This is a genomic window from Streptomyces sp. NPDC048659, from assembly GCF_040650575.1.
Lineage (GTDB): Bacteria > Actinomycetota > Actinomycetes > Streptomycetales > Streptomycetaceae > Streptomyces.
The window spans coordinates 41,880-65,365 of sequence record NZ_JBEZHM010000030.1; the positions used below are offsets into that span (position 1 = coordinate 41,880).

20 protein-coding genes are annotated in these 23,486 nt (G+C 73.0%); 11 read left to right on the forward strand and 9 right to left on the reverse strand.

Features of this window, described 5'->3' with window-relative positions; translation table 11 throughout:
- Nucleotides 1–18: 18 nt before the first annotated feature.
- Entirely contained in the window at nucleotides 19–1,005 is a 987-nt protein-coding gene (iolC, locus tag AB0C99_RS22655; protein WP_362477797.1) for a 5-dehydro-2-deoxygluconokinase, read from the reverse strand.
- Between the two features lie 114 nt (nucleotides 1,006–1,119).
- On the opposite strand from iolC, the gene AB0C99_RS22660 reads away from it, so the two are divergent.
- Nucleotides 1,120–2,061, forward strand: coding sequence for a sugar phosphate isomerase/epimerase (locus AB0C99_RS22660; RefSeq protein WP_362477800.1), 942 nt, complete (start codon nucleotides 1,120–1,122; stop codon nucleotides 2,059–2,061).
- A gap of 213 nt (nucleotides 2,062–2,274) precedes the next feature.
- On the forward strand, nucleotides 2,275–2,472 hold the full coding sequence (locus tag AB0C99_RS22665; protein ID WP_362477803.1) for a MerR family transcriptional regulator: 198 nt from the start codon (nucleotides 2,275–2,277) through the stop codon (nucleotides 2,470–2,472).
- 62 nt (nucleotides 2,473–2,534) lie between these two features.
- On the opposite strand, the gene AB0C99_RS22670 is transcribed toward AB0C99_RS22665, so the two are convergent.
- On the reverse strand, nucleotides 2,535–4,829 hold the full coding sequence (locus AB0C99_RS22670) for an MMPL family transporter (RefSeq protein WP_362477806.1): 2,295 nt from the start codon (nucleotides 4,827–4,829) through the stop codon (nucleotides 2,535–2,537).
- Between the two features lie 163 nt (nucleotides 4,830–4,992).
- Here AB0C99_RS22670 and AB0C99_RS22675 point away from each other — a divergent pair, with 163 nt between their 5' ends.
- Entirely contained in the window at nucleotides 4,993–5,646 is a 654-nt protein-coding gene (locus tag AB0C99_RS22675) for a TetR/AcrR family transcriptional regulator (RefSeq protein ID WP_362477808.1), read from the forward strand.
- On the opposite strand, the gene AB0C99_RS22680 is transcribed toward AB0C99_RS22675, so the two are convergent.
- Complete coding sequence (locus AB0C99_RS22680) at nucleotides 5,624–6,841, reverse strand: cation:proton antiporter (RefSeq protein ID WP_362477810.1); 1,218 nt, start codon at nucleotides 6,839–6,841, stop codon at nucleotides 5,624–5,626. The genes AB0C99_RS22675 and AB0C99_RS22680 overlap by 23 nt on opposite strands.
- 64 nt (nucleotides 6,842–6,905) lie before the next feature.
- Here AB0C99_RS22680 and AB0C99_RS22685 point away from each other — a divergent pair, with 64 nt between their 5' ends.
- The 3 genes from AB0C99_RS22685 to AB0C99_RS22695 all read left to right on the forward strand — a co-directional run bounded on the left by AB0C99_RS22685 (nucleotide 6,906) and on the right by AB0C99_RS22695 (nucleotide 10,428).
- Nucleotides 6,906–7,841, forward strand: coding sequence for a PrsW family intramembrane metalloprotease (locus AB0C99_RS22685; RefSeq protein ID WP_362477813.1), 936 nt, complete (start codon nucleotides 6,906–6,908; stop codon nucleotides 7,839–7,841).
- A gap of 66 nt (nucleotides 7,842–7,907) precedes the next feature.
- Nucleotides 7,908–8,129, forward strand: a complete 222-nt coding sequence (locus AB0C99_RS22690) for a cation transporter (RefSeq protein WP_362477816.1) — start codon at nucleotides 7,908–7,910, stop codon at nucleotides 8,127–8,129.
- 76 nt (nucleotides 8,130–8,205) lie between these two features.
- Nucleotides 8,206–10,428 (forward strand): heavy metal translocating P-type ATPase, encoded by a 2,223-nt coding sequence (locus AB0C99_RS22695; protein WP_362477819.1) that lies wholly within the window; start codon nucleotides 8,206–8,208, stop codon nucleotides 10,426–10,428.
- 353 nt (nucleotides 10,429–10,781) lie between these two features.
- Here AB0C99_RS22695 and AB0C99_RS22700 read toward each other — a convergent pair whose 3' ends face one another.
- Complete coding sequence (locus tag AB0C99_RS22700; RefSeq protein ID WP_362477822.1) at nucleotides 10,782–12,071, reverse strand: citrate synthase; 1,290 nt, start codon at nucleotides 12,069–12,071, stop codon at nucleotides 10,782–10,784.
- Nucleotides 12,072–12,349: 278 nt separating this feature from the next.
- Here AB0C99_RS22700 and AB0C99_RS22705 point away from each other — a divergent pair, with 278 nt between their 5' ends.
- Nucleotides 12,350–13,495 carry a transposase gene (locus AB0C99_RS22705; RefSeq protein WP_362477912.1) on the forward strand — a complete coding sequence of 382 codons (1,146 nt, stop codon included), beginning with the start codon at nucleotides 12,350–12,352 and terminating at the stop codon, nucleotides 13,493–13,495.
- 87 nt (nucleotides 13,496–13,582) lie between these two features.
- On the opposite strand, the gene AB0C99_RS22710 is transcribed toward AB0C99_RS22705, so the two are convergent.
- The gene (locus AB0C99_RS22710; protein WP_362477825.1) at nucleotides 13,583–15,811 is read right to left on the reverse strand and encodes an ATP-dependent RecD-like DNA helicase; all 2,229 of its coding nucleotides are present in this window, start codon (nucleotides 15,809–15,811) and stop codon (nucleotides 13,583–13,585) included.
- Nucleotides 15,812–15,937: 126 nt separating this feature from the next.
- Here AB0C99_RS22710 and AB0C99_RS22715 point away from each other — a divergent pair, with 126 nt between their 5' ends.
- Nucleotides 15,938–16,402, forward strand: coding sequence for a DUF937 domain-containing protein (locus AB0C99_RS22715; RefSeq protein WP_362477828.1), 465 nt, complete (start codon nucleotides 15,938–15,940; stop codon nucleotides 16,400–16,402).
- An 11-nt stretch (nucleotides 16,403–16,413) separates the two neighbouring features.
- Here AB0C99_RS22715 and AB0C99_RS22720 read toward each other — a convergent pair whose 3' ends face one another.
- From AB0C99_RS22720 to AB0C99_RS22730, 3 genes are read right to left on the reverse strand one after another with little or no spacing between them, the layout of a single operon-like run.
- Nucleotides 16,414–17,187 (reverse strand): sugar phosphate isomerase/epimerase family protein, encoded by a 774-nt coding sequence (locus tag AB0C99_RS22720; protein ID WP_362477914.1) that lies wholly within the window; start codon nucleotides 17,185–17,187, stop codon nucleotides 16,414–16,416.
- 26 nt (nucleotides 17,188–17,213) lie between these two features.
- The gene (locus AB0C99_RS22725; protein WP_362477831.1) at nucleotides 17,214–18,407 is read right to left on the reverse strand and encodes a dihydrodipicolinate synthase family protein; all 1,194 of its coding nucleotides are present in this window, start codon (nucleotides 18,405–18,407) and stop codon (nucleotides 17,214–17,216) included.
- Nucleotides 18,404–19,534 (reverse strand): Gfo/Idh/MocA family oxidoreductase, encoded by a 1,131-nt coding sequence (locus AB0C99_RS22730; RefSeq protein ID WP_362477916.1) that lies wholly within the window; start codon nucleotides 19,532–19,534, stop codon nucleotides 18,404–18,406. The genes AB0C99_RS22725 and AB0C99_RS22730 overlap by 4 nt, the downstream gene beginning before the upstream one ends.
- A gap of 186 nt (nucleotides 19,535–19,720) precedes the next feature.
- Here AB0C99_RS22730 and AB0C99_RS22735 point away from each other — a divergent pair, with 186 nt between their 5' ends.
- Nucleotides 19,721–20,767, forward strand: coding sequence for a LacI family DNA-binding transcriptional regulator (locus AB0C99_RS22735; RefSeq protein WP_362477833.1), 1,047 nt, complete (start codon nucleotides 19,721–19,723; stop codon nucleotides 20,765–20,767).
- 41 nt (nucleotides 20,768–20,808) lie between these two features.
- Nucleotides 20,809–21,375, forward strand: a complete 567-nt coding sequence (locus AB0C99_RS22740; protein WP_362477836.1) for a Uma2 family endonuclease — start codon at nucleotides 20,809–20,811, stop codon at nucleotides 21,373–21,375.
- A gap of 57 nt (nucleotides 21,376–21,432) precedes the next feature.
- On the opposite strand, the gene AB0C99_RS22745 is transcribed toward AB0C99_RS22740, so the two are convergent.
- Nucleotides 21,433–22,416, reverse strand: a complete 984-nt coding sequence (locus AB0C99_RS22745) for an EamA family transporter (protein ID WP_362477839.1) — start codon at nucleotides 22,414–22,416, stop codon at nucleotides 21,433–21,435.
- A gap of 90 nt (nucleotides 22,417–22,506) precedes the next feature.
- Between AB0C99_RS22745 and AB0C99_RS22750 the strand changes: the two genes are divergently transcribed.
- Nucleotides 22,507–23,418 (forward strand): LysR family transcriptional regulator, encoded by a 912-nt coding sequence (locus tag AB0C99_RS22750; protein ID WP_362477842.1) that lies wholly within the window; start codon nucleotides 22,507–22,509, stop codon nucleotides 23,416–23,418.
- The last annotated feature ends 68 nt before the right edge of the window (nucleotides 23,419–23,486 follow it).

The following is a 23,486-nucleotide window of genomic DNA, read 5'->3' on the forward strand; positions in this document are numbered from 1 at the left end:
CGAGGCCGCCGGGCGCCGTCACGGCGTGCGCTCCGGTAGGGAGCCAGTGCCGGAGGTGAGGGCGCGGGTGATCTCGTCCTCGTACGGCATCGCGGGCGAGCAGGCGAGCCGGCCGGCGACGATGGCGCCCGCCGCGTTCGCCCGGCGCAGGACCTCGGTCAGGTCCCGGCCGGAGAGCAGCCCGTGGGCGAGCGCCCCGCCGAACGCGTCGCCCGCGCCGAGGCCGTTGACCACCTCCACGGGCAGCGGCGGCACCTCGGCGAGGATGCCGTCGGCGGCCAGCGCCAGCACGCCGGCGGGCCCCTGTTTGACGACGGCGAGCCGGACCCCGGCGGCGAGCAGGGCGCGGGCGGCGGCGAGCGGGGCGCGCTCCCCGGTGGCCACCTCGCACTCGTCGAGGTTGCCGACGGCGACGGTGGCGTGCCGCAGCGCCTCCTTGTAGAGCGGCGGCGCCTCGCCGGGGTCGTCCCACAGGGCGGGCCGCCAGTCCAGGTCGAGGACGGTGAGCCCGTCGCCGGGGCGGGCGGAGCGCTCGCGGAGCGCGGCGAGGGTGGCCGCCCGGCTGGGCTCGGCGCTCAGGCCCGTCCCGGTCACCCAGAGCGCGCGGGCGGCACGCAGCGCGGGCAGGTCCAGCTCGTGGGGGTGGATCTCCAGGTCGGGGGCCTTGGGGCGGCGGTAGAAGTGGATCGGGAAGTGGTCGGGCGGGAAGATCTCGCAGAAGGTGACCGGGGTGGGGTGGGCGGGCACGTCGGTGACCCAGCGGTCGTCCACGCCGAAGGCGGCCAGCTCGCGGTGGAGGTAGCGGCCGAAGGGGTCGGCGCCGGTCCGGCTGACGAGCGCGGTCCGGCTGCCCAGGCGCGCGGCGGCGACGGCCACGTTGGCCGGGGAGCCGCCGAGGAACTTCCCGAAGGTCTCGACCCGGTCCAGCGGCACCCCGCTCTGGAGCGGATAGAGGTCCACGCCGATCCGGCCCATGGTGATCAGGTCGTACGGCTCCGACGTCATTCCCCGTCACCTCTCGCCTCGGTGCCCCCGCCCCGCCCCTCAAGGTCTAGTCGGCGCTCCGGAAGGCTGTCAACGGCATGTCCTTACATTCGGACGTGTGTCATGGTGGCGGTCATGACGAAGCCGTCGCAGCCGTCGAGTCCGCCGTCGCCGTCGCCCTTCCCGCCGTCCCGGATCCGGGTCGGCTCCGCGCCCGACTCCTGGGGCGTCTGGTTCCCGGACGATCCGCTTCAGGTGCCGTGGCAGCGCTTCCTCGACGAGGTGTCGGGGGCCGGTTACGAGTGGATCGAGCTCGGCCCGTACGGCTATCTGCCGACCGATCCGGCGCTGCTGGCCGAGGAGACCGCGAGCCGGGGGCTGAAGGTGTCGGCGGCGACCGTCTTCACCGGGCTGCACCACGGTCCGGGGGTCTGGGAGCGGACCTGGGCCCATGTCGCCGAGAACGCGGCCCTGGCGCAGGCGATGGGCGCCCGGCACCTGGTGGTCATCCCGTCCTTCTGGCGCGACGACAAGACGGGCGAGGTGCTGGAGGACCGGACGCTCACCCCGGAGCAGTGGCGGCACCTGACGGGGCTGACCGAGCGGCTGGGCCACGAGGTCCGGGAGCGGTACGGGCTGCGGGTGGTCGTCCATCCGCACGCGGACACCCATGTCGACACCGAGGAGAACGTCACCCGTCTCCTGGACGCGACCGATCCGGAGCTGGTCTCGCTCTGCCTGGACACCGGGCACTACGCGTACTGCGGCGGCGACAGCGTCAAGCTGATCGAGACCTACGGCGAGCGGATCGGCTATCTCCACCTCAAGCAGGTGGACCCGGCGGTGCTGGCCCGGGTGGTGGCCGAGGAGCTGCCGTTCGGCCCGGCGGTGGCGCGGGGCGTGATGTGCGAGCCGCCGGCCGGGGTGCCGGCGCTGGAGCCGGTCCTGACGGCGGCCCGGGCGCTGGACGTGGACCTGTTCGCGATCGTGGAGCAGGACATGTACCCCTGCGAACCGGACCGGCCCTACCCCATCGCGCTACGCACCCGGCGTTTTCTCCGTTCCTGCGGCGTCTGATGAGTGTGCGTCACTTACGTCACGAGCATCATCCCTTCGTCACACATGTCTCCGTTACGCGGGTTTTCCGTCACAGGCGCTCGACAGGCGCTCCCCTCCCGTCAGAAGGGCTCGTTCACCGGGCACAGGCTCAGTGATCGCGAGTGCAACCCCCGGCAGCTACCCCGACGGCGCCCCCGCCGCCGCTGCCGGGCCCTCAGGGAGGTGCCAGGCATGACGGACAGACGGCTCTGGTCGTACAAGGACATCGCCGCCCACATCAAGGTGCAGCCGGACACGGTCCGCTCCTACCGGAAGCACGGACTGCTGCCGCCCCCGGACCACGTCGAGTCGGGGAAGCCCTACTGGTACGCGGACACCATCCGCGCCTGGGTCGCGAACCGTCCCGGAAACCGGAGCCGCCGGGACTGACCGCCCTCCCCGCCCCCTGGGGCCCCGCACCTCCCGAACCGTGGTGCGGGGCCCTTCGCGTGTCAGCCCACCGGCTCCTTCTCCCGGGCCGTGTCCTCCCGTTCGGGCCCGGGCCGCCCGGGGCCGGCGGGGGCCGCCTCGGGGGCGCCGCCCTCGCTGATCCCGAAGCGGGCGTGCAGGCGGCGCAGCGGTGCGGGTGCCCACCAGGTGAGGCGGCCGGTCAGCTTCATCACGGACGGCACGAGGAGGCTGCGCACCACCATGGCGTCCATGAGGACGGCCAGGGCGACCCCGAGCCCCAGCATCTTGGTGTTGGTGACCCGCGAGGAGCCGATGGCGACCATGACCACCGCGAGGATCACGGCGGCGGCGGTGATCAGCCCGCCGGTGCGGCGCAGTCCGAACCGGACCGCGTGCTCGTGGTCGCCGGTCGTGTCGTACTCCTCCTTGATCCGGGAGAGCAGGAACACCCCGTAGTCCATGGAGAGTCCGAAGGCGACGCAGAACATCAGGACGGGCAGGCTCGTCTCGATGTCGCCGGTGGAGGTGAAGCCGAGGAGCCCGGAGAGGTGCCCGTCCTGGAAGACCCAGACGACCGCGCCGAACATGGCGGTGAGGCTCAGCGCGTTGAGCAGCACAGCCTGGAGGGGGACGATCAGGCTGCCGGTGAGCAGGAAGACCAGGACGAGGGTGACCACGACGATGATCGCGGCGGCCCACGGCAGCCGCTCTCCTATGGCGTGCTTGGAGTCGACGAGGACGGCGGCGGCCCCGGTGGCGGAGGTGGTGAACGGGGCGGGCGCGGCGCGCACGTCGCCCACCACCCGCTGGGCGTCCGGGCCGACGGCCTCGCCCTCGGGGACGACGGTGAAGTAGGCGTGGCCCGGCGCGGCGGACGGGGCGGTCACCGGTCCGTCGACCCGCGCGACCCCGTCGATCGTCCGGATCCGGTCGCGGTAGCCCGCGTACTGCGCGGGGGTGGCCGCGCCCTCGGCGAGGACGGTGATCGCGCCGCCGGGGCTGCCGGGGAAGTCCTCCCGCAGCCGGTCCTGGACCACGCGGGACTCGGCGCTCGCCGGGAGCTGCCGGTCGTCGGCGGTGCCGAACCGCACGCCGAGGAAGGGCAGTCCGAGGAGCACGAGCCCGGTGGCCGTGGCGACGGCGAAGAGCGGCGCCCTGCGCATCACCAGCGCGGCGGTGCGCGCCCAGCCGGCCCCGGCGTCGGGGCCGGTCCCGGCAGCGGCCCCCGCGTCGGCACCGGATCCGGCACCGGGCTTCGCGGCGGCCCGGGCGCGGCGGCGGAAGAGGCGGCGCAGGTCCAGGGCGTTGACCCGGTCACCGAGGAGCAGCAGCGCGGCCGGGAGCAGGACGAGGGCCGCGGCGGCGGCGAGCAGGACGACGGCGATCCCGGCGTAGGCGAAGGAGCGCAGGAAGTACTGCGGGAAGACCATCATCGCGGCGAGCGAGACGGCGACGGTGAGGGCGGAGAAGAGCACGGTCCGCCCGGCGGTGCGCAGGGTGGTGGCGACGGCGGTGTGGGGGTCGGCGCCGCCGTCGAGCTCCTCGCGGAAGCGGCGGACCACGAACAGGGCGTAGTCGATGGCGAGGCCGAGCCCGAGGGCGGTGGTGAGGTTCTGCGCGAAGACGGAGACGTCGGTGAGCTCGGTGATGCCGCGCAGCACCGCGTTGGTCCCGAGGATGGCGACGATGCCGATGCCGAGCGGGAGCAGGGCGGCGACGGCGCTGCCGAAGACCATGACGAGCAGGACGAGGGTGACCGGGAGGGCGATCAGCTCGGCCCGCAGCAGGTCCTCCTGGATGATCGTCTGCATCTCGTGGCGCACCGCGAGCGGGCCGCCGACGGAGACCTCGACGGGTCCGTGGGTGCCCCGGAAGGCGGGGGCGACACGCTCCAGGATCTCGCCCGCGGCCTTCTCCTCGCCCTCGATCCGGGCGGCGATCACCGCCCGGCGCCCGTCCTCGGAGCGCAGCGCCGGGGAGCCGGTGCTCCAGTAGGAGCCGACGCCGCCGACGCCGGGCTCCGCGTCGAGCCGCTCGGCGAGCCGGCGGGCCTCGGCGGCGACGGCGGGGGCGTCCACCCCGGCGGCGCCCGCGTCGACGAGGAGCAGCACATTGGGCTGAGAGGCCGGGAACTCGCGCTCCAGGACCTTCAGCGCGTACGTGGACTCGGCGTCCGGGTCCTCCCAGCCGCCGCTGCCCATCCGGTCGCCGACGCCGCTGCCCGCGAGGACGGCGAGCGCGGTGATCACGAGCGCGACCAGGAGCGAGAGCCGTGGCCTGGCCGTCACCCACCGGGTCCACCCCCCGCCGGAAGGCGCTTTCTTGACTTCGGCCATGACGCGGTGTCCCCTTCACCGTGACCCAGGCGCTCGCTTCCCGGCAGGTCGCATGGGTCGCCCATTGCCATAGACTGGCAAACACGAGTGATCGCTCGCGTTTTCCAAGAATGCGAGCGATGGCTCGTGTTTGTCAAACGTGTTGAGGAAGCTGGGGACAGCCATGTCCGGAGAAGGGCCCGAAGAGCCGAAGCCGCGCCGCCGCCAGGCCCGCGGCGAGCGCCGCATCGCACAGCTGCTGAAGGCCGCCGCCGACGTCTTCTGCGCCAACGGCTACGCGGCGAGCAGCACCAACGCCATCGCCCGCGAGGCCAGCGTCTCCCCCGGCACGCTCTACCAGTACTTCCCCAACAAGGAGGCGATCGCCATCGAGCTCGGCGGGCGCCTGCTCGCCGAGATGCGCGAGGCCCACGGCCAGGCGTTCACCCCCGCGAACCTGGCCCTGCCGCTGCCGGAGATGCTCGACGCGGTGCTCGACCCGATGATCGAGTTCAACTGCCAGAACCCGGCCTTCCTCGCCCTCATGCACGGCTCGGACGTCCCCGGCCGGATCGCCGAGGAGCACGACGCCCTGCACGCCTCGCTGCTCGCCCGGGTCGCCGAGCTGCTCGGCCACTACCTCCCGGACAGCGCGCCCGCCGAGCGCGCCCGGATCGCCGACATGACCTTCGCCGTCGTCAAGGCCGGTCTCGCGCTCGTGCTGGCCGCCCCCGAGGGCCCCGAGCGGGACGCCGTGGTCGTCGAGCTCAAGCACGTCGTGCTGCGCTATCTCGACCCGGTCGTCGGGGAGGCGCTCACCACGATTCCGAGCCCGTGACCGGCTCGGCAGGCAGCGCCGGGCCGCCCCCCGCCCGGGCCCGCAGCCGCAGCGCCAGCAGCGGGAAGGCGAGGACGGAGACCATCCCGGCGCCCACCAGGGCCGCCGCCTCGCCCGCCGTGAGCGCCTCGTCGTCGACGCCGATGGTGGTGATGGCGACGACCAGCGGCAGCGCCGTGGAGCTGTAGAGGACCAGCGAGCCCCGGTCGCGCCGGCCGAGGTCGCGCGGCGCGAGGAACCAGACCGGGGCGCCCCGCACCACCAGGAACAGCACCAGGAAGAGCGGCAGGAGCAGCAGCGTACGGCCGCCCGCGAGCAGCGAGTCCAGGTCGAACTCGATGCCGGTGACGACGAAGAAGACGGGCACGAGGAAGCCGAAGCCGACCGCCTCGACCTTCTCCAGGATCTGCGGCCCCGACTCGGGCGCGGCCCCGGTCAGGACCAGACGGGTGATCAGGCCGGCCGCGAACGCGCCGAGCAGCACGTCGAGCCCGAGCGCCGTGGAGGCGCCCAGCATCAGCGCCAGCAGCAGGAAGACGAAGCGGACCGCGAACTGCCCGCTGCTATGCAGGGTCTTCGCGATGATCCGGGCGAACCACGGCCTGCGCGGCTTCAGCGCCCAGTAGACGGCGCCCGCGGTGAGCGCCGCGAAGGCGGCGAGCAGGGCGGTGGACTCGGCGGGGTTCCGGCCGCTCAGCAGCAGCGCCATGGCGATGATCGGGCCGAACTCGCCGACCGCGCCGAAGGCCATGACCACCGAGCCGAAGCGGCCGTGCAGGTCGCCCGCGTCGCGCAGCACCGGCAGCACCGTGCCCAGCGCGGTGCTGGTCAGGGCCACGCCGATGAAGACGCCCTTGTCGTAGCCGCCGCCGAGCAGCACCCCGGCGGTGAGCCCGAGCGCGAGGGCGGCCCCCCACGCCCAGCCCGAGCGCCGGAGCGTGTCGCCGCGGACCTTGCCGAACTCGATCTCGTACCCCGCCAGGAAGATCAGCATGGTGAGGCCGAGCTCCGAGAGGCCGTCGACCAGCGCGTCGGGCTTCGCCCAGCCCAGCAGGTCGGGGCCGACGACGATGCCCAGCAGGATCTCGAAGATGACGAGCGGTACGGGGAGCCAGCGGCCCGCGCCGTACGCCAGCAGCGGCGCCAGGACGGCGATCGCCATGATCAGAATCAGCGTGGTCCCCGAATGCGACATATCGGGTATCTACCATAAGCTCCGGTCAGATGGCCTGTCGGCGGAGGGACTTGGAGGTCTCGCTGTGTACGACCAGCAACCCCGCACCCAGGCGCCGCCCCCGCGCCCGCCCGTCGAGACGCCCCGCCCGGGGCTCTGGCGGCGCTGCCTGTGGGGCGGGCTCGCGCTGTGGGCGCTCACCGCGATCGTCACGTACGCGACGGAGAACACCACGCTGCTGCCGACGCTCATCCTGCTCGGCAGCTTCCTGGTGCCCTCGGTCTTCGTGCTCTGGGCCTACGAGCGGCACGGCCAGGACCTCGGGGTGCCGGTGATCCTCGGCTGCTTCGTCACCGGCGGGGTGCTGGGGGTGCTCGGCGCCTCCGTCATGGAGTACTACCTGCTGCACCCCTCGCTGTGGATGTTCGTCGGCGTCGGCCTCATCGAGGAGGCGGTGAAGCTGGCGGCCCTGATGTTCGTGGTGCGGCACCGGCCGTGGCTGCGCGGGGTGCGGGCCGGCCTGGTGCTCGGCGGCACCGTCGGCTTCGGCTTCGCCGCCTTCGAGAGCGCCGGGTACGCCTTCAACGCCGCCGTCACGATGGAGGGCATCGACCTGCGCTCGCTCCTGGAGACCGAGATCCTGCGCGGGGTCCTCGCCCCCTTCGGGCACGGCCTGTGGACGGCGATCGCGGGCGGCGTCCTGCTGGCCTACCGTCGGCCGGACGGACGCTTCCGCTTCGCCGGGCCGGTCATCGGCGCGTACCTCGGGGTGGCCGTGCTGCACGCCCTGTGGGACTCCATGCACGGCATCGCGCTCTGGCTGGTGCTCCAGATCACCACGACGAGCCTGGACCGCTCCCTCTTCGCCCAGGGCTACCTCCCGGCCCCCACCTCCCAGCAGGAACACCTCTTCACCCTCTTCTCGGTGGGCGGCCTGGTGCTGGTCACGGCGGCGGGACTGGTCTGGCTGAGATCGCTCGCGAGAGCCGGGCGGGGCGACTCCCCGATTAATACCCCCTAGGGGTATAATATGTGTTAGTACGGCATAGGCGCACCGAGCGCACCACCCCGGAACGAGGAGAACGTCATGGCCGAACTCACCACCGTCTACCAGGTCAAGGGCATGACCTGCGGGCACTGCGAGGGCGCGGTCTCCAGCGAGATCTCCGAGATCCCCGGCGTCTCCGCCGTCAAGGCCGTCGCCGCCACCGGCGAGGTCACCGTGACCTCCGCCGCCCCGCTCGACCCGGAGGCCGTCCGCGCCGCCGTCGACGAGGCCGGCTACGAGCTCGTGGGCCCCGCCGCCTGACCCCCGCGCCACCCGTGCAGGGCCGTACCGTTGCGGTACGGCCCTGTTCTCGTCCGCAAGCCACCCGGGACCCCCTATGACCTCCCCCTCCACGACCACCGAGCTGACGATCGGCGGGATGACCTGCGCCTCCTGCGCGGCCCGCGTCGAGAAGAAGCTCAACCGGATGGACGGCGTGACCGCCACGGTCAACTACGCCACGGAGAAGGCGCGTGTCGAACACCCCCCCGGGGTCAGCGTCGACGACCTCATCGCCACCGTCGTCAGAACCGGCTACACCGCCGAGGAACCCCCGCCGCCCGCGCCCGAGCCGGAAGCCGAGGCGGAAGCGGAAGCCGGCCCCGGGAGCGCAGGCGACCCCGCGCTCGCCGCGCTGCGGCAGCGGCTCACCGTCTCCGCCGTCCTGTCCCTGCCGGTCGTGCTCCTCGCCATGGTCCCGGCCCTCCAGTTCGACAACTGGCAGTGGCTCTCGCTCACCCTCGCCGCCCCCGTCGTCGTCTGGGGCGGACTCCCCTTCCACCGCGCCGCCTGGACCAACCTCAGGCACGGCGCCGCCACCATGGACACCCTCGTCTCCGTCGGCACCCTCGCCGCCTTCGGCTGGTCGCTGTGGGCGCTCTTCCTCGGCGACGCCGGCACCCCCGGGATGCGGCACGGCTTCGACCTCACCGTCACCCGCGCCCACGCCTCCTCCACCATCTACCTGGAGGTCGCCGCCGGAGTCGTCACCTTCATCCTCCTCGGCCGCTACCTGGAGGCCCGCGCCAAGCGGAAGGCGGGCGCCGCCCTGCACGCCCTGCTCCGCCTCGGCGCCAAGGACGTCGGCGTGCTGCGCGACGGCACCGAGGTCCGCCTCCCCGTCGCCGCCCTCCGCGCGGGCGACCGCTTCGTCGTCCGCCCCGGCGAGCGGATCGCCACCGACGGCACCGTCGCCGAGGGCGCCTCCGCCGTCGACGCCTCCCTGCTCACCGGCGAGTCCCTGCCCGTCGACGTCGCCCCCGGCGACCCCGTCACCGGCGGCTGCGTCAACGTCTCGGGCCGCCTCGTCGTCGAGGCCACCCGGGTCGGCGCCGACACCCGGCTGGCCCGGATGGCCAAGCTCGTCGAGGACGCCCAGAACGGCAAGGCCGAGGTCCAGCGGCTCGCCGACCGCGTCTCCGCCGTCTTCGTCCCCGTGGTGCTCCTGATCTCGCTCGGCACCCTGGTCGGCTGGCTCCTCGCCACCAGCGACACCACCGCCGCGTTCACCGCCGCCGTCGCCGTCCTGATCATCGCCTGCCCCTGCGCCCTCGGCCTCGCGACCCCCACCGCCCTCATGGTCGGCACCGGGCGCGGCGCCCAGCTCGGCATCCTGATCAAGGGCCCCGAGGTCCTGGAGTCCACCCGCCGGGTCGACACCGTCGTCCTCGACAAGACCGGCACCGTCACCACCGGCGCGATGCGCCTGACCGAGGTGTACGCGTACGAGGGCGTCGACCGCTCCGAACTGCTGCGCCTCGCGGGCGCCCTGGAGCACTCCTCCGAGCACCCGGTCGCCCGCGCGGTGGCCGCCGGAGCCGCCGAGGAGCTCGGCGAACTCCCCGTACCGAAGACCTTCGAGAACGTGCCGGGGCTCGGCGTGCGCGGCTCCGTCGACGGGCACCTCGTGCTGGTCGGGCGGACCGCGCTGCTGGCCGCCGAGGAGATCGCCGTACCCGAAGGGGCGACCGGGCCCGGCGTCGTGCACGTCGCCTGGGACGGGCGCGCCCGCGGCACCCTCACCGTCGCCGACACCGTCAAGGAGACCAGCGCCGAGGCGGTCGCCCGGCTGCGCGCCCTCGGGCTGCGGCCCGTGCTGCTCACCGGGGACGGGCGGGAGGCGGCCGAGCGGGTCGCGGCCGAGGTCGGCATCGACGAGGTGATCGCCGAGGTGCTGCCCCAGGACAAGGTCGACGTGGTGCGCCGCCTCCAGGCGGAGGGGGGCACGGTCGCGATGGTCGGCGACGGGGTCAACGACGCCGCCGCGCTGGCCACGGCCGACCTGGGGCTCGCGATGGGCACCGGCACCGACGCGGCGATCGAGGCGAGCGACCTCACCCTGGTCCGCGGGGACCTGCGGGTCGCGGCGGACGCCATCCGGCTCTCCCGGCGCACGCTCGCGACGATCAAGGGGAACCTGGGCTGGGCCTTCGGCTACAACGTGGCCGCGCTGCCGCTCGCGGCGGCCGGACTGCTCAATCCGATGATCGCCGGACTCGCGATGGCGTTTTCCTCCGTTTTCGTCGTGACCAACAGCCTGCGGCTGCGTCGCTTCACGTGAATTCACCTACACGTGACGCACAGGACCTTCACAACGAGATCTAGATCACAGATATTTGGGGGTAACCATCTGGGCTGTTCGCGAGTCTAAGTGGGCGATGCCGAGAACGTCTTGGGGGACGTTCATGGGATGTCTTGGGGGACGTCCCAGGCAAGCGCGGCCGGGGCACGTGCACGGGGAGCTTTGAGCGGCCCTCCCGTACGTACCCCGGCAGACCGCGCGAGCAGACGCCCGGCCCGGATCCCGTGGGGGGAATCCGCTCCGGGGATATGGGAAGCGCCCCGACCGCCGACCCGTGGGGGGATCGACGGCGGGGCGCTTTCCGCTCGCTCAGGCGCGCGGGGTGCCTCGGGTCAGCGGGACGCGACCGGGACGAAGTCGCGCTCGACGACGCCGGTGTAGATCTGGCGCGGGCGGCCGATGCGGGAACCCGGCTCCTTGATCATCTCGTGCCACTGGGCGATCCAGCCCGGGAGGCGGCCGAGGGCGAACAGCACGGTGAACATCTCCGTCGGGAAGCCCATCGCGCGGTAGATCAGGCCCGTGTAGAAGTCCACGTTCGGGTAGAGGTTGCGCGAGACGAAGTAGTCGTCGGAGAGCGCGTGCTCCTCCAGCTTGAGCGCGATGTCCAGCAGCTCGTCGGACTTGCCGAGGGCCGAGAGGACGTCGTGCGCGGCGGCCTTGATGATCTTGGCGCGCGGGTCGAAGGACTTGTACACCCGGTGGCCGAAGCCCATCAGGCGGACGCCGTCCTCCTTGTTCTTCACCTTGCGGATGAAGGAGTCGACGTCGCCGCCGTTCGCCTTGATGCCCTCCAGCATCTCCAGCACCGACTGGTTGGCGCCGCCGTGCAGCGGGCCCCACAGGGCGGAGATGCCGGCGGAGATCGAGGCGAACATGTTCGCCTGCGAGGAGCCGACCAGACGGACCGTGGAGGTCGAACAGTTCTGCTCGTGGTCCGCGTGCAGGATGAGCAGCTTGTCCAGCGCCGAGACGACGACCGGGTCGAGCTCGTACTCCTGCGCCGGGACCGAGAAGGTCATGCGCAGGAAGTTCTCGACGTACCCGAGGTCGTTGCGCGGGTAGACGAAGGGGTGGCCGATCGACTTCTTGTACGCGTACGCGGCGATCGTCGGCAGCTTCGCGAGCAGCCGGATCGTGGAGAGGTGACGCTGCTTCTCGTCGAACGGGTTGTGGCTGTCCTGGTAGAAGGTGGACAGCGCGGAGACCACGGAGGACAGCATCGCCATCGGGTGCGCGTCCCGGGGGAAGCCCTGGAAGAAGCGCTTGACGTCCTCGTGCAGCAGCGTGTGCTGGGTGATCTCGTTCTGGAAGGCGGACAGCTCGTCGGCCTTCGGAAGCTCACCGTTGATCAGCAGGGAGGCCACCTCAAGGAAGGTGGACTGCTCGGCCAGCTGCTCGATGGGGTAGCCGCGGTACCGCAGAATGCCCTGCTCACCATCGAGATAGGTGATGGCGGATTTATAGGCGGCGGTGTTGCCGTATCCGCTGTCCAGGGTCACCAGACCGGTCTGGGCTCGGAGCTTCCCGATGTCGAAGCCCATGTCGCCGACGGTGCTCTCGACCACCGGGTAGGTGTATTCACCGTCCGCGTACCGCAGTACTACAGAGTTGTCGCTCACGTCATCCCTCACCGACGTAGTGCCTCTTCTTCGAGGTGCCCTGACTGTCTCTACCATCCCCCATTTGGCTCAGGAGAGTGCACTCGGGGTCGACCATTGGGCCAATCGGCGGCACTCAGTGCCGCCAACCTGCTCATCCTGCCCCCTTCGCCCCGGTTCCGGAAGTCCTGTGTGATCTTTCACCTGATTTCCTCCCATCCCTCCCGCGGGGTACGAGAACGCGCCCGATCCCTACGATCCGCCGTAGTAGCGTTGCGGCTGTGAAGCTCACCGTGCAGGTGCGCTTGCTGCCTGCTTCCACTCACGATGCCGATGCCCTGTCGGCGACCGTGCACACCTGCAACCAAGCCGCGAACAGTGTGTCCGAGGCCGCACACACCAAGGGCCTGAAACGGCGGAACGAGCTCCAAGAGGCGGTGTACTACGACACCAAGGCCGCCTTCGGTCTCGCGGCGCAGCCCACCGTGCGGGTGATCAAGAAGGTCGTCGACGCGTACGCGGCACTGCGGGCCACCATCGACGCCGGAAACCTCGGGCCTCGGGGTTCGAAGCGCCGTCTGCGCGCGGAGGCCACACCCATCAGGTTTCGCGCGGACGCGGCCCAGCCCTACGACGACCGCATCCTGACCTGGAACCTCGACGCGCGCACGGTGTCGGTCTGGACCGTCGCAGGGCGCCTCAAGGGCATCCCGTTCGTGTGCTCCCCGGAAGCGCGCCGCCTGCTCGCACGCCGCAAGGGCGAGAGCGATCTCGTGCTGCGCGACGGCATGTTCTTCCTCATCGCCACGATCGATGTCCCCGAACCCGCCGTCTACGAGCCGACCGGATGGCTCGGCGTGGACCTGGGGATCGTGAACATCGCCACCACGTCCGACGGCCGGATCATGTCCGGACGCGGGATCGACCGCTACCGCCGGCGCCATCGCGACCTGCGGGCCAAGCTGCGGGCGAAGCGCACCAAGTCCGCCAAGCGGGCGCTCAAGCGGCTGCGCCGCCGCGAGGCCCGGCACTGCGCCCAGCACAACCACATCATCGCCAAGAAGATCGTCGGCACCGCTGAACGCACCTCTCGCGGAGTCGCCCTGGAAGACCTCGGCGGCATCCGGAAGAGGGTCACGGCCAAGAAGGACCAGCGGGCCAGACTGCACTCGTGGGCCTTCGCCCAACTCGGCGCCTTCATCGCGTACAAGGCCCGAAGGGCAGGTGTCCCGGTCCTCTTCGTGGACCCACGCGACACCTCCCGGCAGTGCTCGGAATGCCTGTACACCCACCGGAGCAACCGGGTGTCCCAGGCGAGGTTCGTCTGCCGGGCCTGCGGGACCGTCCTGCACGCGGACCACAACGGCTCCCGCAACATCCGCCACCGGGCGGACGTCGCGTGGCAGCGGGGCGCGGTCAGCCGCCCCAGAACCACCGCACGGTAGTTCCGGACGCAGGGGACCACGCGGCAGCCGGTCGCGCTCCACTTGCAATCGACGCCCTCTCCCGGCCGAGCCGACAAGCCCGGCCCGTCAGGGCCGAGAAGCTGACACCAGAGTGCCCCCTGTGAGCCGATGTGCCAGTGCGGTAAAGCGGCGTCCGGCCGAAACCGTGCGGACCGCCTGGGCCAGGGCGCGGCGGGAGCCGACCAGGACGACCAGCTTCCGGGCGCGGGTGACGGCCGTGTAGAGGAGGTTGCGCTGGAGCATGGTCCAGGCGCTCGTGGTGACCGGGATCACCACCGCCGGATACTCGCTGCCCTGGGAGCGGTGGATGGTCACCGCGTAGGCGTGGGCCAGCTCGTCCAGCTCGTCGAAGTCGTACGGGACCTCCTCGTCCTCGTCGGTGCGCACGAGGAGCCGCTGCTCGTCGGGGTCGAGGGCGGTCACCACGCCGACGGTGCCGTTGAAGACGCCGTTGGCGCCCTTCTCGTAGTTGTTGCGGATCTGGGTGACCTTGTCGCCGACCCGGAAGACCCGGCCGCCGAAGCGCTTCTCGGGCAGCTCCGGGCGGCCCGGGGTGATGGCCTGCTGGAGCAGCCCGTTGAGCGAACCGGCGCCGGCCGGGCCCCGGTGCATGGGGGCCAGGACCTGGATGTCCCGGCGCGGGTCCAGTCCGAACTTGGCGGGAATCCTTCGGGCCGCGACCTCCACCGTGACCCGGGCGGCGTCCTCCGTCTCCTCCTCGGCGAAGAGGAAGAAGTCCGGCAGGCCGGTCGTCACGGGCGGCAGGCCCTCGTTGATCCGGTGCGCGTTGGTGACCACCCCCGACTCCTGGGCCTGCCGGAAGATCCGGGTCAGCCGGACCGCCGGGACCGGGCTGCCCGGGGCCAGCAGATCGCCCAGCACCTCGCCCGCGCCGACCGAGGGGAGCTGGTCCACGTCGCCGACCAGGAGCAGATGGGCACCCGGTGCCACCGCCTTGACCAGTTTGTTCGCCAGCAGCAGGTCGAGCATCGACGCCTCGTCGACCACCACCAGGTCCGCGTCGAGCGGCCGGTCCCGGTCGTAGGCCGCGTCGCCGCCGGGCTTCAGCTCCAGGAGACGGTGGACCGTGGACGCCTCGGCGCCGGTCAGCTCGGCCAGCCGCTTGGCCGCCCGGCCCGTCGGCGCGGCCAGCACCACCTTGGCCCGCTTGGCGCGGGCCAGCTCCACGATCGAGCGGACCGTGAACGACTTGCCGCAGCCCGGACCGCCCGTGAGCACCGCGACCTTCCGGGTCAGGGCCAGCCGCACGGCCTGCTCCTGCTCGGGCGCCAGCGACGCCCCCGTACGGTCCGCGAGCCAGGCCAGCGCCTTGTCCCAGGCCACGTCCCGGAAGGCCGGCAGCCGGTCCTCCGGCGCCCCCAGCAGCCGCCGGAGCTGCCCGGCCAGGGAGAGCTCCGCCCGGTGGAACGGGACCAGGAACACGCCCGTCACCGGCAGCCCCTCCGGCCCCGGCACCGCCTCCCGCACCACCCCCTCCGGGTCCTCGGCGAGCTCCGCCAGGCACTCGATGACCAGGCCCGTGTCCACCTGGAGCAGCTTCACCGCGTCCGCGATCAGCCGCTCCTGGGGCAGATAGCAGTGGCCCTGGTCGGTGGACTGCGACAGCGCGTACTGGAGCCCCGCGCGGACCCGGTCGGGGCTGTCGTGCGGGATGCCGACCGCCTGGGCGATCCGGTCGGCGGTCAGGAAGCCGATGCCCCACACGTCGGCCGCCAGCCGGTACGGCTGGTTGCGCACGACGGAGATCGAGGCGTCCCCGTACTTCTTGTAGATCCGCACCGCGATGGAGGTCGAGACCCCCACCCCCTGGAGGAAGACCATCACCTCCTTGATGGCCCGCTGCTCCTCCCACGCCGCCGCGATGTTCCTCGTCCGCTTCGGGCCGAGCCCCGGGACCTCGATCAGCCGCTTCGGCTCCTCCTCCAGGATCCGCAGGGTGTCCAGGCCGAAGTGGGTCGTGATCCGGTCGGCGAAGACCGGGCCGATGCCCTTGACCAGGCCCGAGCCGAGATAGCGGCGGATGCCCTGGATCGTGGCGGGCAGCACCGTCGTGTAGTTCTCCACGGTGAACTGGCGCCCGTACTGCGGATGCGAGCCCCACCGGCCCTCCATCCGCAGCGACTCCCCCGGCTGGGCGCCGAGCAGCGCCCCGACGACCGTGAGCAGGTCGGCGGAGCCGCGGCCGGTGTCGACGCGGGCGACCGTGTAGCCGCTCTCCTCGTTGGCGTAGGTGATCCGCTCCAGGACCCCTTCGAGCACTGCCAGACTGGACATGCCCCGACGGTAGCGAAGGGCTCGGACAGCCCGCCGGGCCTGTGGACAACCGGCGACCGGCCGGACCCTCCCCCTGTGGACAACTCCGGGATGCCGGGCCGGGTGAGGAACCGTAGCGTTTCCGGCATGAGTGACGAATCATTCCAGGACGAGGTCCTGAGCGAGCTCGGCGACGACCGGCTCCAGGAGATCGCCGGGCTGCTCGGCACGGACTCCGGCGGGGCCCGGGAGCTCGTGGGCAGCTCGGTCACCGAGCTCTCCGGCGAGCTGCGTTCGGCCGCCGCGGAGCCGGCCAGCGCCGACGAGGTCCGCGCCGCCGTCACCGAGGTCTCCACGGCCGAACCGCCGCTCCAGGGCGTCGCCGCGTTCGGCGGACTGGTGGGCGGCGGGCTGATGGCCGGGGTCCTCGCGAAGCTGGCCAAGCCCGCCGCCGACGCGGTCGCCAAGAAGACCGGCATCCCCGCCCCGACCGTCAACCGGGCCGTCGAACTCCTCGTCCCGGTGGTCCTCGCCGTCCTCACCAAGCGCGCGGCCACCCGCAAGGGCGGGGGCCTCGGGGACCTGCTGGGCGGGGGCGGGGCGAAGAAGTAGGCCCGCCCCCCTCACACCTCCTCGAACGCCCGCACCGTCTCCTCCAGGACCTCCGCCCCGTCCCGCGCCCACAGGGCCTCGTTGAAGAGTTCGACCTCCACCGGGCCCGTGTACCCGGCCCGCTCCAGGAGGGCCGCCCAGCCCGTCAGGTCGATCGCGCCCGTGCCCAACTGGCCCCGGCCGTTGAGGACTCCGGCCGGGAGCGGGGTGGTCCAGTCGGCGAGCTGGAACGCGTGGATACGGCCCGCCGCGCCCGCGCGGGCCACCGCCGCCGGGGCCCGGTCGTCCCACCACAGGTGGTACGTGTCCACGACGACGCCCACGTGCGCGGCGGGAAAGCGCTCGGCGATCCCCAGGGCCTGGTCCAGGGTGGAGACGACGCAGCGGTCGGCGGCGAACATCGGGTGCAGCGGCTCGATCGCCAGCCGGACGCCCCGCTCCGCCGCGTACGGGACGAGGGCGCCGATCGCGTCGGCGACGCGCGCGCGGGCCCCGGGCAGGTCGCGGCCGCCCTCGGGGAGCCCGCCCGAGACCAGGACGAGGGTGTCGGTGCCGAGTGCCGCCGCCTCGTCGACCGCCGCGCGGTTGTCCGCCTCCCAGTCGTCGGCCGTGAAGAAGCCGCCCCGGCACAGGCTGGTGACGGTGAGCCCCGCGTCCCGTACGAGGGCGGCGGCGGCCCCGGTCCCGTACGCCCGCACCGGCTCGCGCCACAGGCCGACGCCGGGGACGCCGAGGCGGGCGCAGTGGGCGACGAGTTCGGGCAGCGGGAGCTGCCTGACGGTCATCTGGTTGAGGGAGAGCCGGTCGCGGTTCACCGGGCCGCCCCGTACACGGCGAGCAGGGAGCGCATCCGGGCGGCGGCGAGCTCCGGGTCGGGGAACAGGCCCAGCTCGGCCGCGAGTTCGTGGGCGCGGACGAGGTGCGGCAGGGAGCGGGCGGACTGGAGGCCGCCCGCCATCGTGAAGTGGTCCTGGTGGCCGGCCAGCCAGGCGAGGAGGACGACGCCCGTCTTGTAGTGGCGGGTCGGGGCCTCGAAGAGGTGGCGGGCGAGCGGGACGGTCGGGTCGAGGACGGCGCGGAAGCCCTCGGGGTCGCCCGCGTCGAGGTGCCGCAGCGCCTCGGCGGCCCGTGGGGCGAGCGGGTCGAACACGCCGAGCAGGGCGTCGCTGAAGCCGTGCGCGTCGCCCTCGACGAGCTCGGGGTAGTGGAAGTCGTCGCCGGTGTAGCAGCGGACGCCCGCCGGGAGGCGGCGGCGCAGCGCGACCTCGCGGCCCGCGTCGAGGAGGGAGACCTTGACGCCGTCGACCTTGCCGGGGTGGGCGGCGACGAGCTCCAGAAGGGTCCCGGTCGCGGTGTCGAGGTCCGCCGAGCCCCAGTAGCCGGTGAGGGCGGGGTCGAACATCGGGCCGAGCCAGTGCAGGATCACCGGCTCGCGCGCCTGGCGGATCAGGCGCCCGTAGACGTCGAGGTAGTCCTCCGCCGAGGCGGCGGCGGAGGCGAGCGCGCGGGAGGCCATGAGGACGGCCCGGGAGCCGGTGTCCTCGACGAGGGCGAGCTGCTCCTCGTACGCGGCGGCGACCGCCGGGAGTCCGGCGGGGCCGGTGAGCTGGTCGGTGCCCGCCCCGCAGACGATCCGGCCGCCGACGGCCCTCGCCTCGGCGGCGGAGCGGCGGATGAGCTCGGCGGCCCCCGCCCAGTCGAGTCCCATGCCGCGCTGCGCGGTGTCCATCGCCTCGGCGACGCCGAGTCCGTGCGCCCAGAGGTGCCGCCGGAAGGCGAGGGTGGCGTCCCAGTCGACGGCGGCGGGGCCGTCCGGGCTGGTGTCGGCGCACGGATCGACGACGACGTGCGCGGCGGCGAAGACGGTACGGGAAGCGGAGACGGTACGGGAGGCGGGGACGGTACGGGAAGCGGAGACGGTACGAGCGGCAGGCGCGGCCCCCGTACCCGTACGGCGTGCTCCGGGTGCTCCGGGTGCTCCGGGGTCTCCCGGGCCTTCGGTCACAGGGTCACCTCCGGGACGTCCAGGCGGCGGCCCTCGGCGGCGGAGCGGAGGCCCAGTTCAGCGAGCTGGACGCCCCGGGCGCCCGCGAGGAGGTCCCAGTGGTAGGGCTCGCCGAGGACGACATGGCGCAGGAAGAGCTCCCACTGGGTCTTGAAGGCGTTGTCGAACTCGGCGTTGTCCGGGACTTCGTTCCACTGCGAGCGGAAGGAATCCCCGGCGCCGAGCGGGAGGTCGGGGTTCCAGACCGGCTTGGGCGTGGCCGAGCGGTGCTGGACGCGGCAGCCGCGCAGTCCCGCGACGGCGGAGCCGTGGGTGCCGTCGACCTGGAACTCGACGAGTTCGTCGCGATGGACGCGGACCGCCCAGGAGGAGTTGATCTGGGCGACGGCGCCGCCCGCCAGCCCGAAGATGCCGTACGCGGCGTCGTCGGCGGTCGCCGCGTACGGCGCGCCCCGCTCGTCCCAACGGCGCGGGACGTGGGTGGCGACGTGGGCGGTGACGGTGGTGACCCGGCCGAAGAGCTCGTGGAGCACGTACTCCCAGTGCGGGAACATGTCCAGGACGATGCCGCCGCCGTCCTCCGCGCGGTAGTTCCAGCTCGGGCGCTGGGCCTCCTGCCAGTCGCCCTCGAAGACCCAGTAGCCGAACTCGCCCCGTACGGACAGGATCTCGCCGAAGAAGCCGCCGTCGACCAGGCGCTTGAGCTTGCGCAGCCCGGGGAGGAAGAGCTTGTCCTGGACGACGCCGTGGCGGACGCCGGCGGCGCGGGCGAGCCGGGCGAGCTCCAGGGCCTCGGCGAGGCCGCCGGCGGTGGGCTTCTCGGTGTAGACGTGCTTGCCGGCGGCGATGGCCCTGCGGAGCGCGTCGGGGCGGGCGGCGGTGACCTGGGCGTCGAAGTAGACCTCGACGGTGTCGTCGGCGAGGACGGCGTCGAGGTCGGTGGACCAGTCGGCGAGGCCGTACCGCTCGGCGAGGGCGCGCAGGGCGGGCTCGCGGCGGCCGACGAGGACCGGTTCGGGCCACAGGACGCGCCCGTCGCCGAGGTCGAGGCCGCCCTGTTCGCGCAGGGCGAGGAGGGAGCGGACGAGGTGCTGGCGGGTGCCCATGCGGCCGGTGACGCCGTTCATGGCGATCCGGATGGTTCTGCGGGTGGATGTCACGGCGCTGCCCTCTCCCCTGCTCACCGGCACGGCTGTGCCGCGCTTCCCCGGCCCCGTACGGTCGCCCCGGACCTGCATAGAAAGCGCTTTCTACAGGCGGTGACGCTAGCCTGCCGACATCACCGCCGACAAGGCCCTGGAGGTACGAACGCGATGACCGTCACCCTGGCGGACGTGGCCGATCGCGCGGGCGTCTCCCCGGCGACCGTCTCGCGCGTCCTCAACGGCAACTACCCGGTCGCCGCCGCCACCCGGGAGCGGGTGCTGCGCGCGGTCGAGGAGCTGGACTACGTCCCCAACGGGCCCGCGAGCTCGCTCGCCGCCGCCACCTCCGACCTGGTCGGGATCCTGGTCAACGACATCGCCGACCCCTTCTTCGGGATCCTCGCCGGGGCGGCGCAGAGCGCGATCGGCGAGCACGGCTCGGGGCGCGGCGGCGGCGAGAAACTGGCCGTGGTCTGCAACACCGGCGGCTCGCCCGAGCGCGAGCTCACCTACCTGACCCTGCTCCAGCGCCAGCGGGCCGCCGCCGTGATCCTCACCGGCGGCACCCTGGAGGACCCGGCGCACCTGGCGGCGACGGCGGCCAAGCTGGCGCGGCTCGCGGACGCGGGCACCCGGGTGGTGCTGTGCGGCCGGCCGCCGGTGCCGGGGGACACGACGGCCACGACGCTCGCCTTCGACAACCGGACCGGCGGACGGCTGCTCACCGAGCACCTGCTGGCGCTCGGGCACCGGCGGATCGGTTACGTGGCGGGGCCCGCCGACCGGACGACGACCCGGCACCGCCTGGAGGGCCACCGCGCGGCGCTGGCGGCGGCGGGGGTGCCCGAGGGGCCGGCCGTGTACGGCCGCTACGACCGCCCGTCCGGCTACGAGGCGACCGCCGAACTGCTGCGCCGCGACCCGGCGCTGACCGCCGTGGTCGCCGCGAACGACACGGTCGCCCTGGGCGTGTGCGCGGCGCTGCGGGAGCGGGGCCTGAGCGTGCCGGACGACGTCTCCGTGGCGGGCTTCGACGACCTGCCGTTCGCGCTGGACGCGGTCCCCGCCCTCACGACCGTACGGCTCCCCCTGCACGAGGCGGGCCTGCGCGCGGGCCGCCTGGCGATGGGCGCGGAGGCCACCCCGCCGGAGGGCCTGCCCCCGGTCCCGGCGGAGCTGGTGGTCCGGGGCTCTACGGGACGGCCGCGGGGGTAGCGGGCCGCTATCGTGGTGACGGACGGCACATGGAGGATGACATGGCGACCGTACTGATGGACGCTCCCAGCGCCTGGGACGCCTTGGAGGGCATTCCGCTGCCCAAGGGCTTCCGCGTAGAGATCACGGACGGAAAGATCATCATGACGCCGCGGGGCGAGCACCAGTCCGATGTCCTGATCGAGGCCGCCCCGCAGATCAAGAGGCAGCTCGCGGGTCAGGGCAAGGTCCTCTCGGACGTCATGATCGACTTTCCCCCCAGCCTCTTCGGCTACGCCCCCGACCTCGCCATCGTCGCCCCCGGCGCCGAGCGCAACAAGCGGGGCCGCTTCGAGTGGCACAGCCTGGAGGCGGTGCTGGAGATCATCTCGCTCAGCACCCGGGACAACGACTTCGAGAAGAAGCTCCGGATGTACGCGGAGTGCGCGATCCCCCTCTACGTGATCATCGACCCGTCCGAGAACGTCTGCACCGTCCACTCCTCCCCCTCCCGCACCGGCACCTACACCGAGCGGTACGAGGTCCCCTTCGGCGAGGACCTGGTGCTGCCGCTGGAGGGGCGGGAGATCGTCGTGAAGACCGGCGGCTTCCCCCGCGCCGAGGACTGAGGCCCTACTCCCCCGTCGTCAGGCCCGTCGCCGTGCTCTTGCCGCTGCCCGGGATGCCTATGAGGAGGACGGCGCCGGGGCGGGTGCCGATACCGGTGCCGGTGCCGATACCCGTGCCGATACCGGCGCGGGCACGTTACGGGGCTCGGGCGACCGTGCGCCAGCCGTTTCCGGGGCCCTGCGGGCGCCGAGGTTCACCGAGGCCAGGGCCACGCCGCCGACCAGGAGCGCGGCGGCGCACCAGCGCAGCGGGCCGACGCCCTCGCCGAGGAAGAGGGCGGCCGAGGTCATCCCGAAGACCGGGACCAGCAGGGAGAAGGGGGCCACCGAGGAGGCCGGGTGGCGGCGCAGCAGCCAGCCCCAGGCGCCGAAGCCGAAGACGGTGGTGATCCAGGCGACGTAGACGATGACCCCGGCGCCGGTCCAGTCCAGCCCGCGCAGCGCCGCGAGGTCCCGCTCGGGGCCTTCGAGGAGGAGGGAGAGGGCGAGCAGCGGCAGGACGGGGACGGTGCTGACCCAGACCATGAAGTTGAGGGCGTCGGGCGGGGCGGCCTTGCGGGTGAGGACGTTGGAGACGCCCCAGCACACGGCGGCGGCGACGATCAGGGCGAAGCCGGTGAAGGAGGCGCCCGAGGCGCCCTCGTCCACGGCGGCGACGCCGATGCCCGCCAAGGCGACACCCATGCCCAGCAGCTTGATCCGGCCCGGCCGTTCGCCGAGCGCGAGGAAGGCGAAGAGGGCGGTGAAGACGGCCTGCACCTGGAGGACCAGGGAGGACAGGCCGGCCGGGGCGCCGAGGCTCATGCCGGTGAAGAGCAGGCCGAACTTGGCGACGCCGAGGGCGAGTCCGACACCGACGATCCACTTCCACGCCACCTTGGGGCGCCCGACGAAGAAGACCGCGGGGAGGGCGGCGACGAGGAAGCGGAGGGCGGAGAAGAGCAGCGGCGGGAAGTGGTCGAGACCGATCTCGATGACGACGAAGTTGACTCCCCAGACGGCGGCGACCAGGGCGGCGAGGGCGAAGTGGGCGGGGCGCATACCGATGAGGATCACCCGGCCGAACCATGTAGCACCAGCACGGATTCCTTCATGGTTGGATGAAGGACTGCTACAGAGAGGATCCGGGTCATGCTCGATCTCGGACGTCTGCGCGCCCTGCACGCCGTCTCCGTCCACGGCAGTGTCGGCGCCGCCGCCACCGCCCTCGGCTACACCCCCTCGGCCGTCTCGCAGCAGATCGCCAAGCTGGAGCGGGAGACCCGGACGACCCTCCTCGAACGCAGCGGGCGGGGCGTCCGGCTCACCGACGACGCCCGCCAGCTCGCGGACACGGCCCAGCAGTTGATGTCGCTGGTGGAGGCGGCCGAGGTGCGCCTGGAGGAGCGCCGGGGGCTGCCCGCCGGGCGGCTCACCATCGGCTGCTTCGCGAGCGCGGCGCGCGGTCTGATGCCGCGCGCGCTCGCCGACCTGGCCCGCCGCCACCCCGAGCTGGACGCGCGCCTGTCGGAGGTCGACCCGCACCTCTCCGTGGACCTGGTCGCCCGGGGCGTGATCGACCTGGCCGTCGCGCACGACTGGGACATCGCCCCGCTCCCCGTACCGCCCGGCGTGGAGCAGGAGGTGATCGGCGACGACCGCTGCGACGTGCTCGTGCCGCGCGGGCATCCGCTGGCCGCGCGCGACGCGGTGCGGCGCGAGGAGCTGACCGGGGAGCGCTGGATCACCCAGCCGCCGGGGACGGTGTGCCACGACTGGCTGATGCGGACCCTGCGGGCGACCGGCTGCGAGCCGCTGATCGCCCATCAGGCGGAGGAGAACCACACCCAGGTCGCCCTGGTCGCCGCCGGGCTCGGGGTCGCGCTCGTGCCGCGCCTGGGCCGCGGACCGTTGCCCCCGGAGGTGGCCCCGGTGCGCCTGGACCCGGTGCCGACCCGGCGGCTGCGGGCGCTGTGGCGGGCGGGGGCGGCGCGCCGGCCGGCGATCACCGAGACCGTCCGCACCCTCCAGGAGCTGTGGCCCCAGGTGGCCTCCGCCGCCTGAGCGGTCCCGTCCGCCTCACGCGTTTCTTGCGCGGGTCCTTGACCTGGCAGTTACTTTCCGGCTATCCG

Excerpts from the sequence above, each read along its gene's own strand:
- iolC (WP_362477797.1), bottom strand. The coding sequence starts at position 1,005 with ATGACGTCGGAGCCGTACGACCTGATCACCATGGGCCGGATCGGCGTG.
- AB0C99_RS22660 (WP_362477800.1), top strand. The coding sequence starts at position 1,120 with ATGACGAAGCCGTCGCAGCCGTCGAGTCCGCCGTCGCCGTCGCCCTTC.
- AB0C99_RS22665 (WP_362477803.1), top strand. The coding sequence starts at position 2,275 with ATGACGGACAGACGGCTCTGGTCGTACAAGGACATCGCCGCCCACATC.
- AB0C99_RS22670 (WP_362477806.1), bottom strand. The coding sequence starts at position 4,829 with ATGGCCGAAGTCAAGAAAGCGCCTTCCGGCGGGGGGTGGACCCGGTGG.
- AB0C99_RS22675 (WP_362477808.1), top strand. The coding sequence starts at position 4,993 with ATGTCCGGAGAAGGGCCCGAAGAGCCGAAGCCGCGCCGCCGCCAGGCC.
- AB0C99_RS22680 (WP_362477810.1), bottom strand. The coding sequence starts at position 6,841 with ATGTCGCATTCGGGGACCACGCTGATTCTGATCATGGCGATCGCCGTC.
- AB0C99_RS22690 (WP_362477816.1), top strand. The coding sequence starts at position 7,908 with ATGGCCGAACTCACCACCGTCTACCAGGTCAAGGGCATGACCTGCGGG.
- AB0C99_RS22695 (WP_362477819.1), top strand. The coding sequence starts at position 8,206 with ATGACCTCCCCCTCCACGACCACCGAGCTGACGATCGGCGGGATGACC.
- AB0C99_RS22710 (WP_362477825.1), bottom strand. The coding sequence starts at position 15,811 with ATGTCCAGTCTGGCAGTGCTCGAAGGGGTCCTGGAGCGGATCACCTAC.
- AB0C99_RS22715 (WP_362477828.1), top strand. The coding sequence starts at position 15,938 with ATGAGTGACGAATCATTCCAGGACGAGGTCCTGAGCGAGCTCGGCGAC.
- AB0C99_RS22720 (WP_362477914.1), bottom strand. The coding sequence starts at position 17,187 with ATGACCGTCAGGCAGCTCCCGCTGCCCGAACTCGTCGCCCACTGCGCC.
- AB0C99_RS22730 (WP_362477916.1), bottom strand. The coding sequence starts at position 19,534 with ATGAACGGCGTCACCGGCCGCATGGGCACCCGCCAGCACCTCGTCCGC.
- AB0C99_RS22735 (WP_362477833.1), top strand. The coding sequence starts at position 19,721 with ATGACCGTCACCCTGGCGGACGTGGCCGATCGCGCGGGCGTCTCCCCG.
- AB0C99_RS22740 (WP_362477836.1), top strand. The coding sequence starts at position 20,809 with ATGGCGACCGTACTGATGGACGCTCCCAGCGCCTGGGACGCCTTGGAG.
- AB0C99_RS22745 (WP_362477839.1), bottom strand. The coding sequence starts at position 22,416 with ATGCGCCCCGCCCACTTCGCCCTCGCCGCCCTGGTCGCCGCCGTCTGG.
- AB0C99_RS22750 (WP_362477842.1), top strand. The coding sequence starts at position 22,507 with ATGCTCGATCTCGGACGTCTGCGCGCCCTGCACGCCGTCTCCGTCCAC.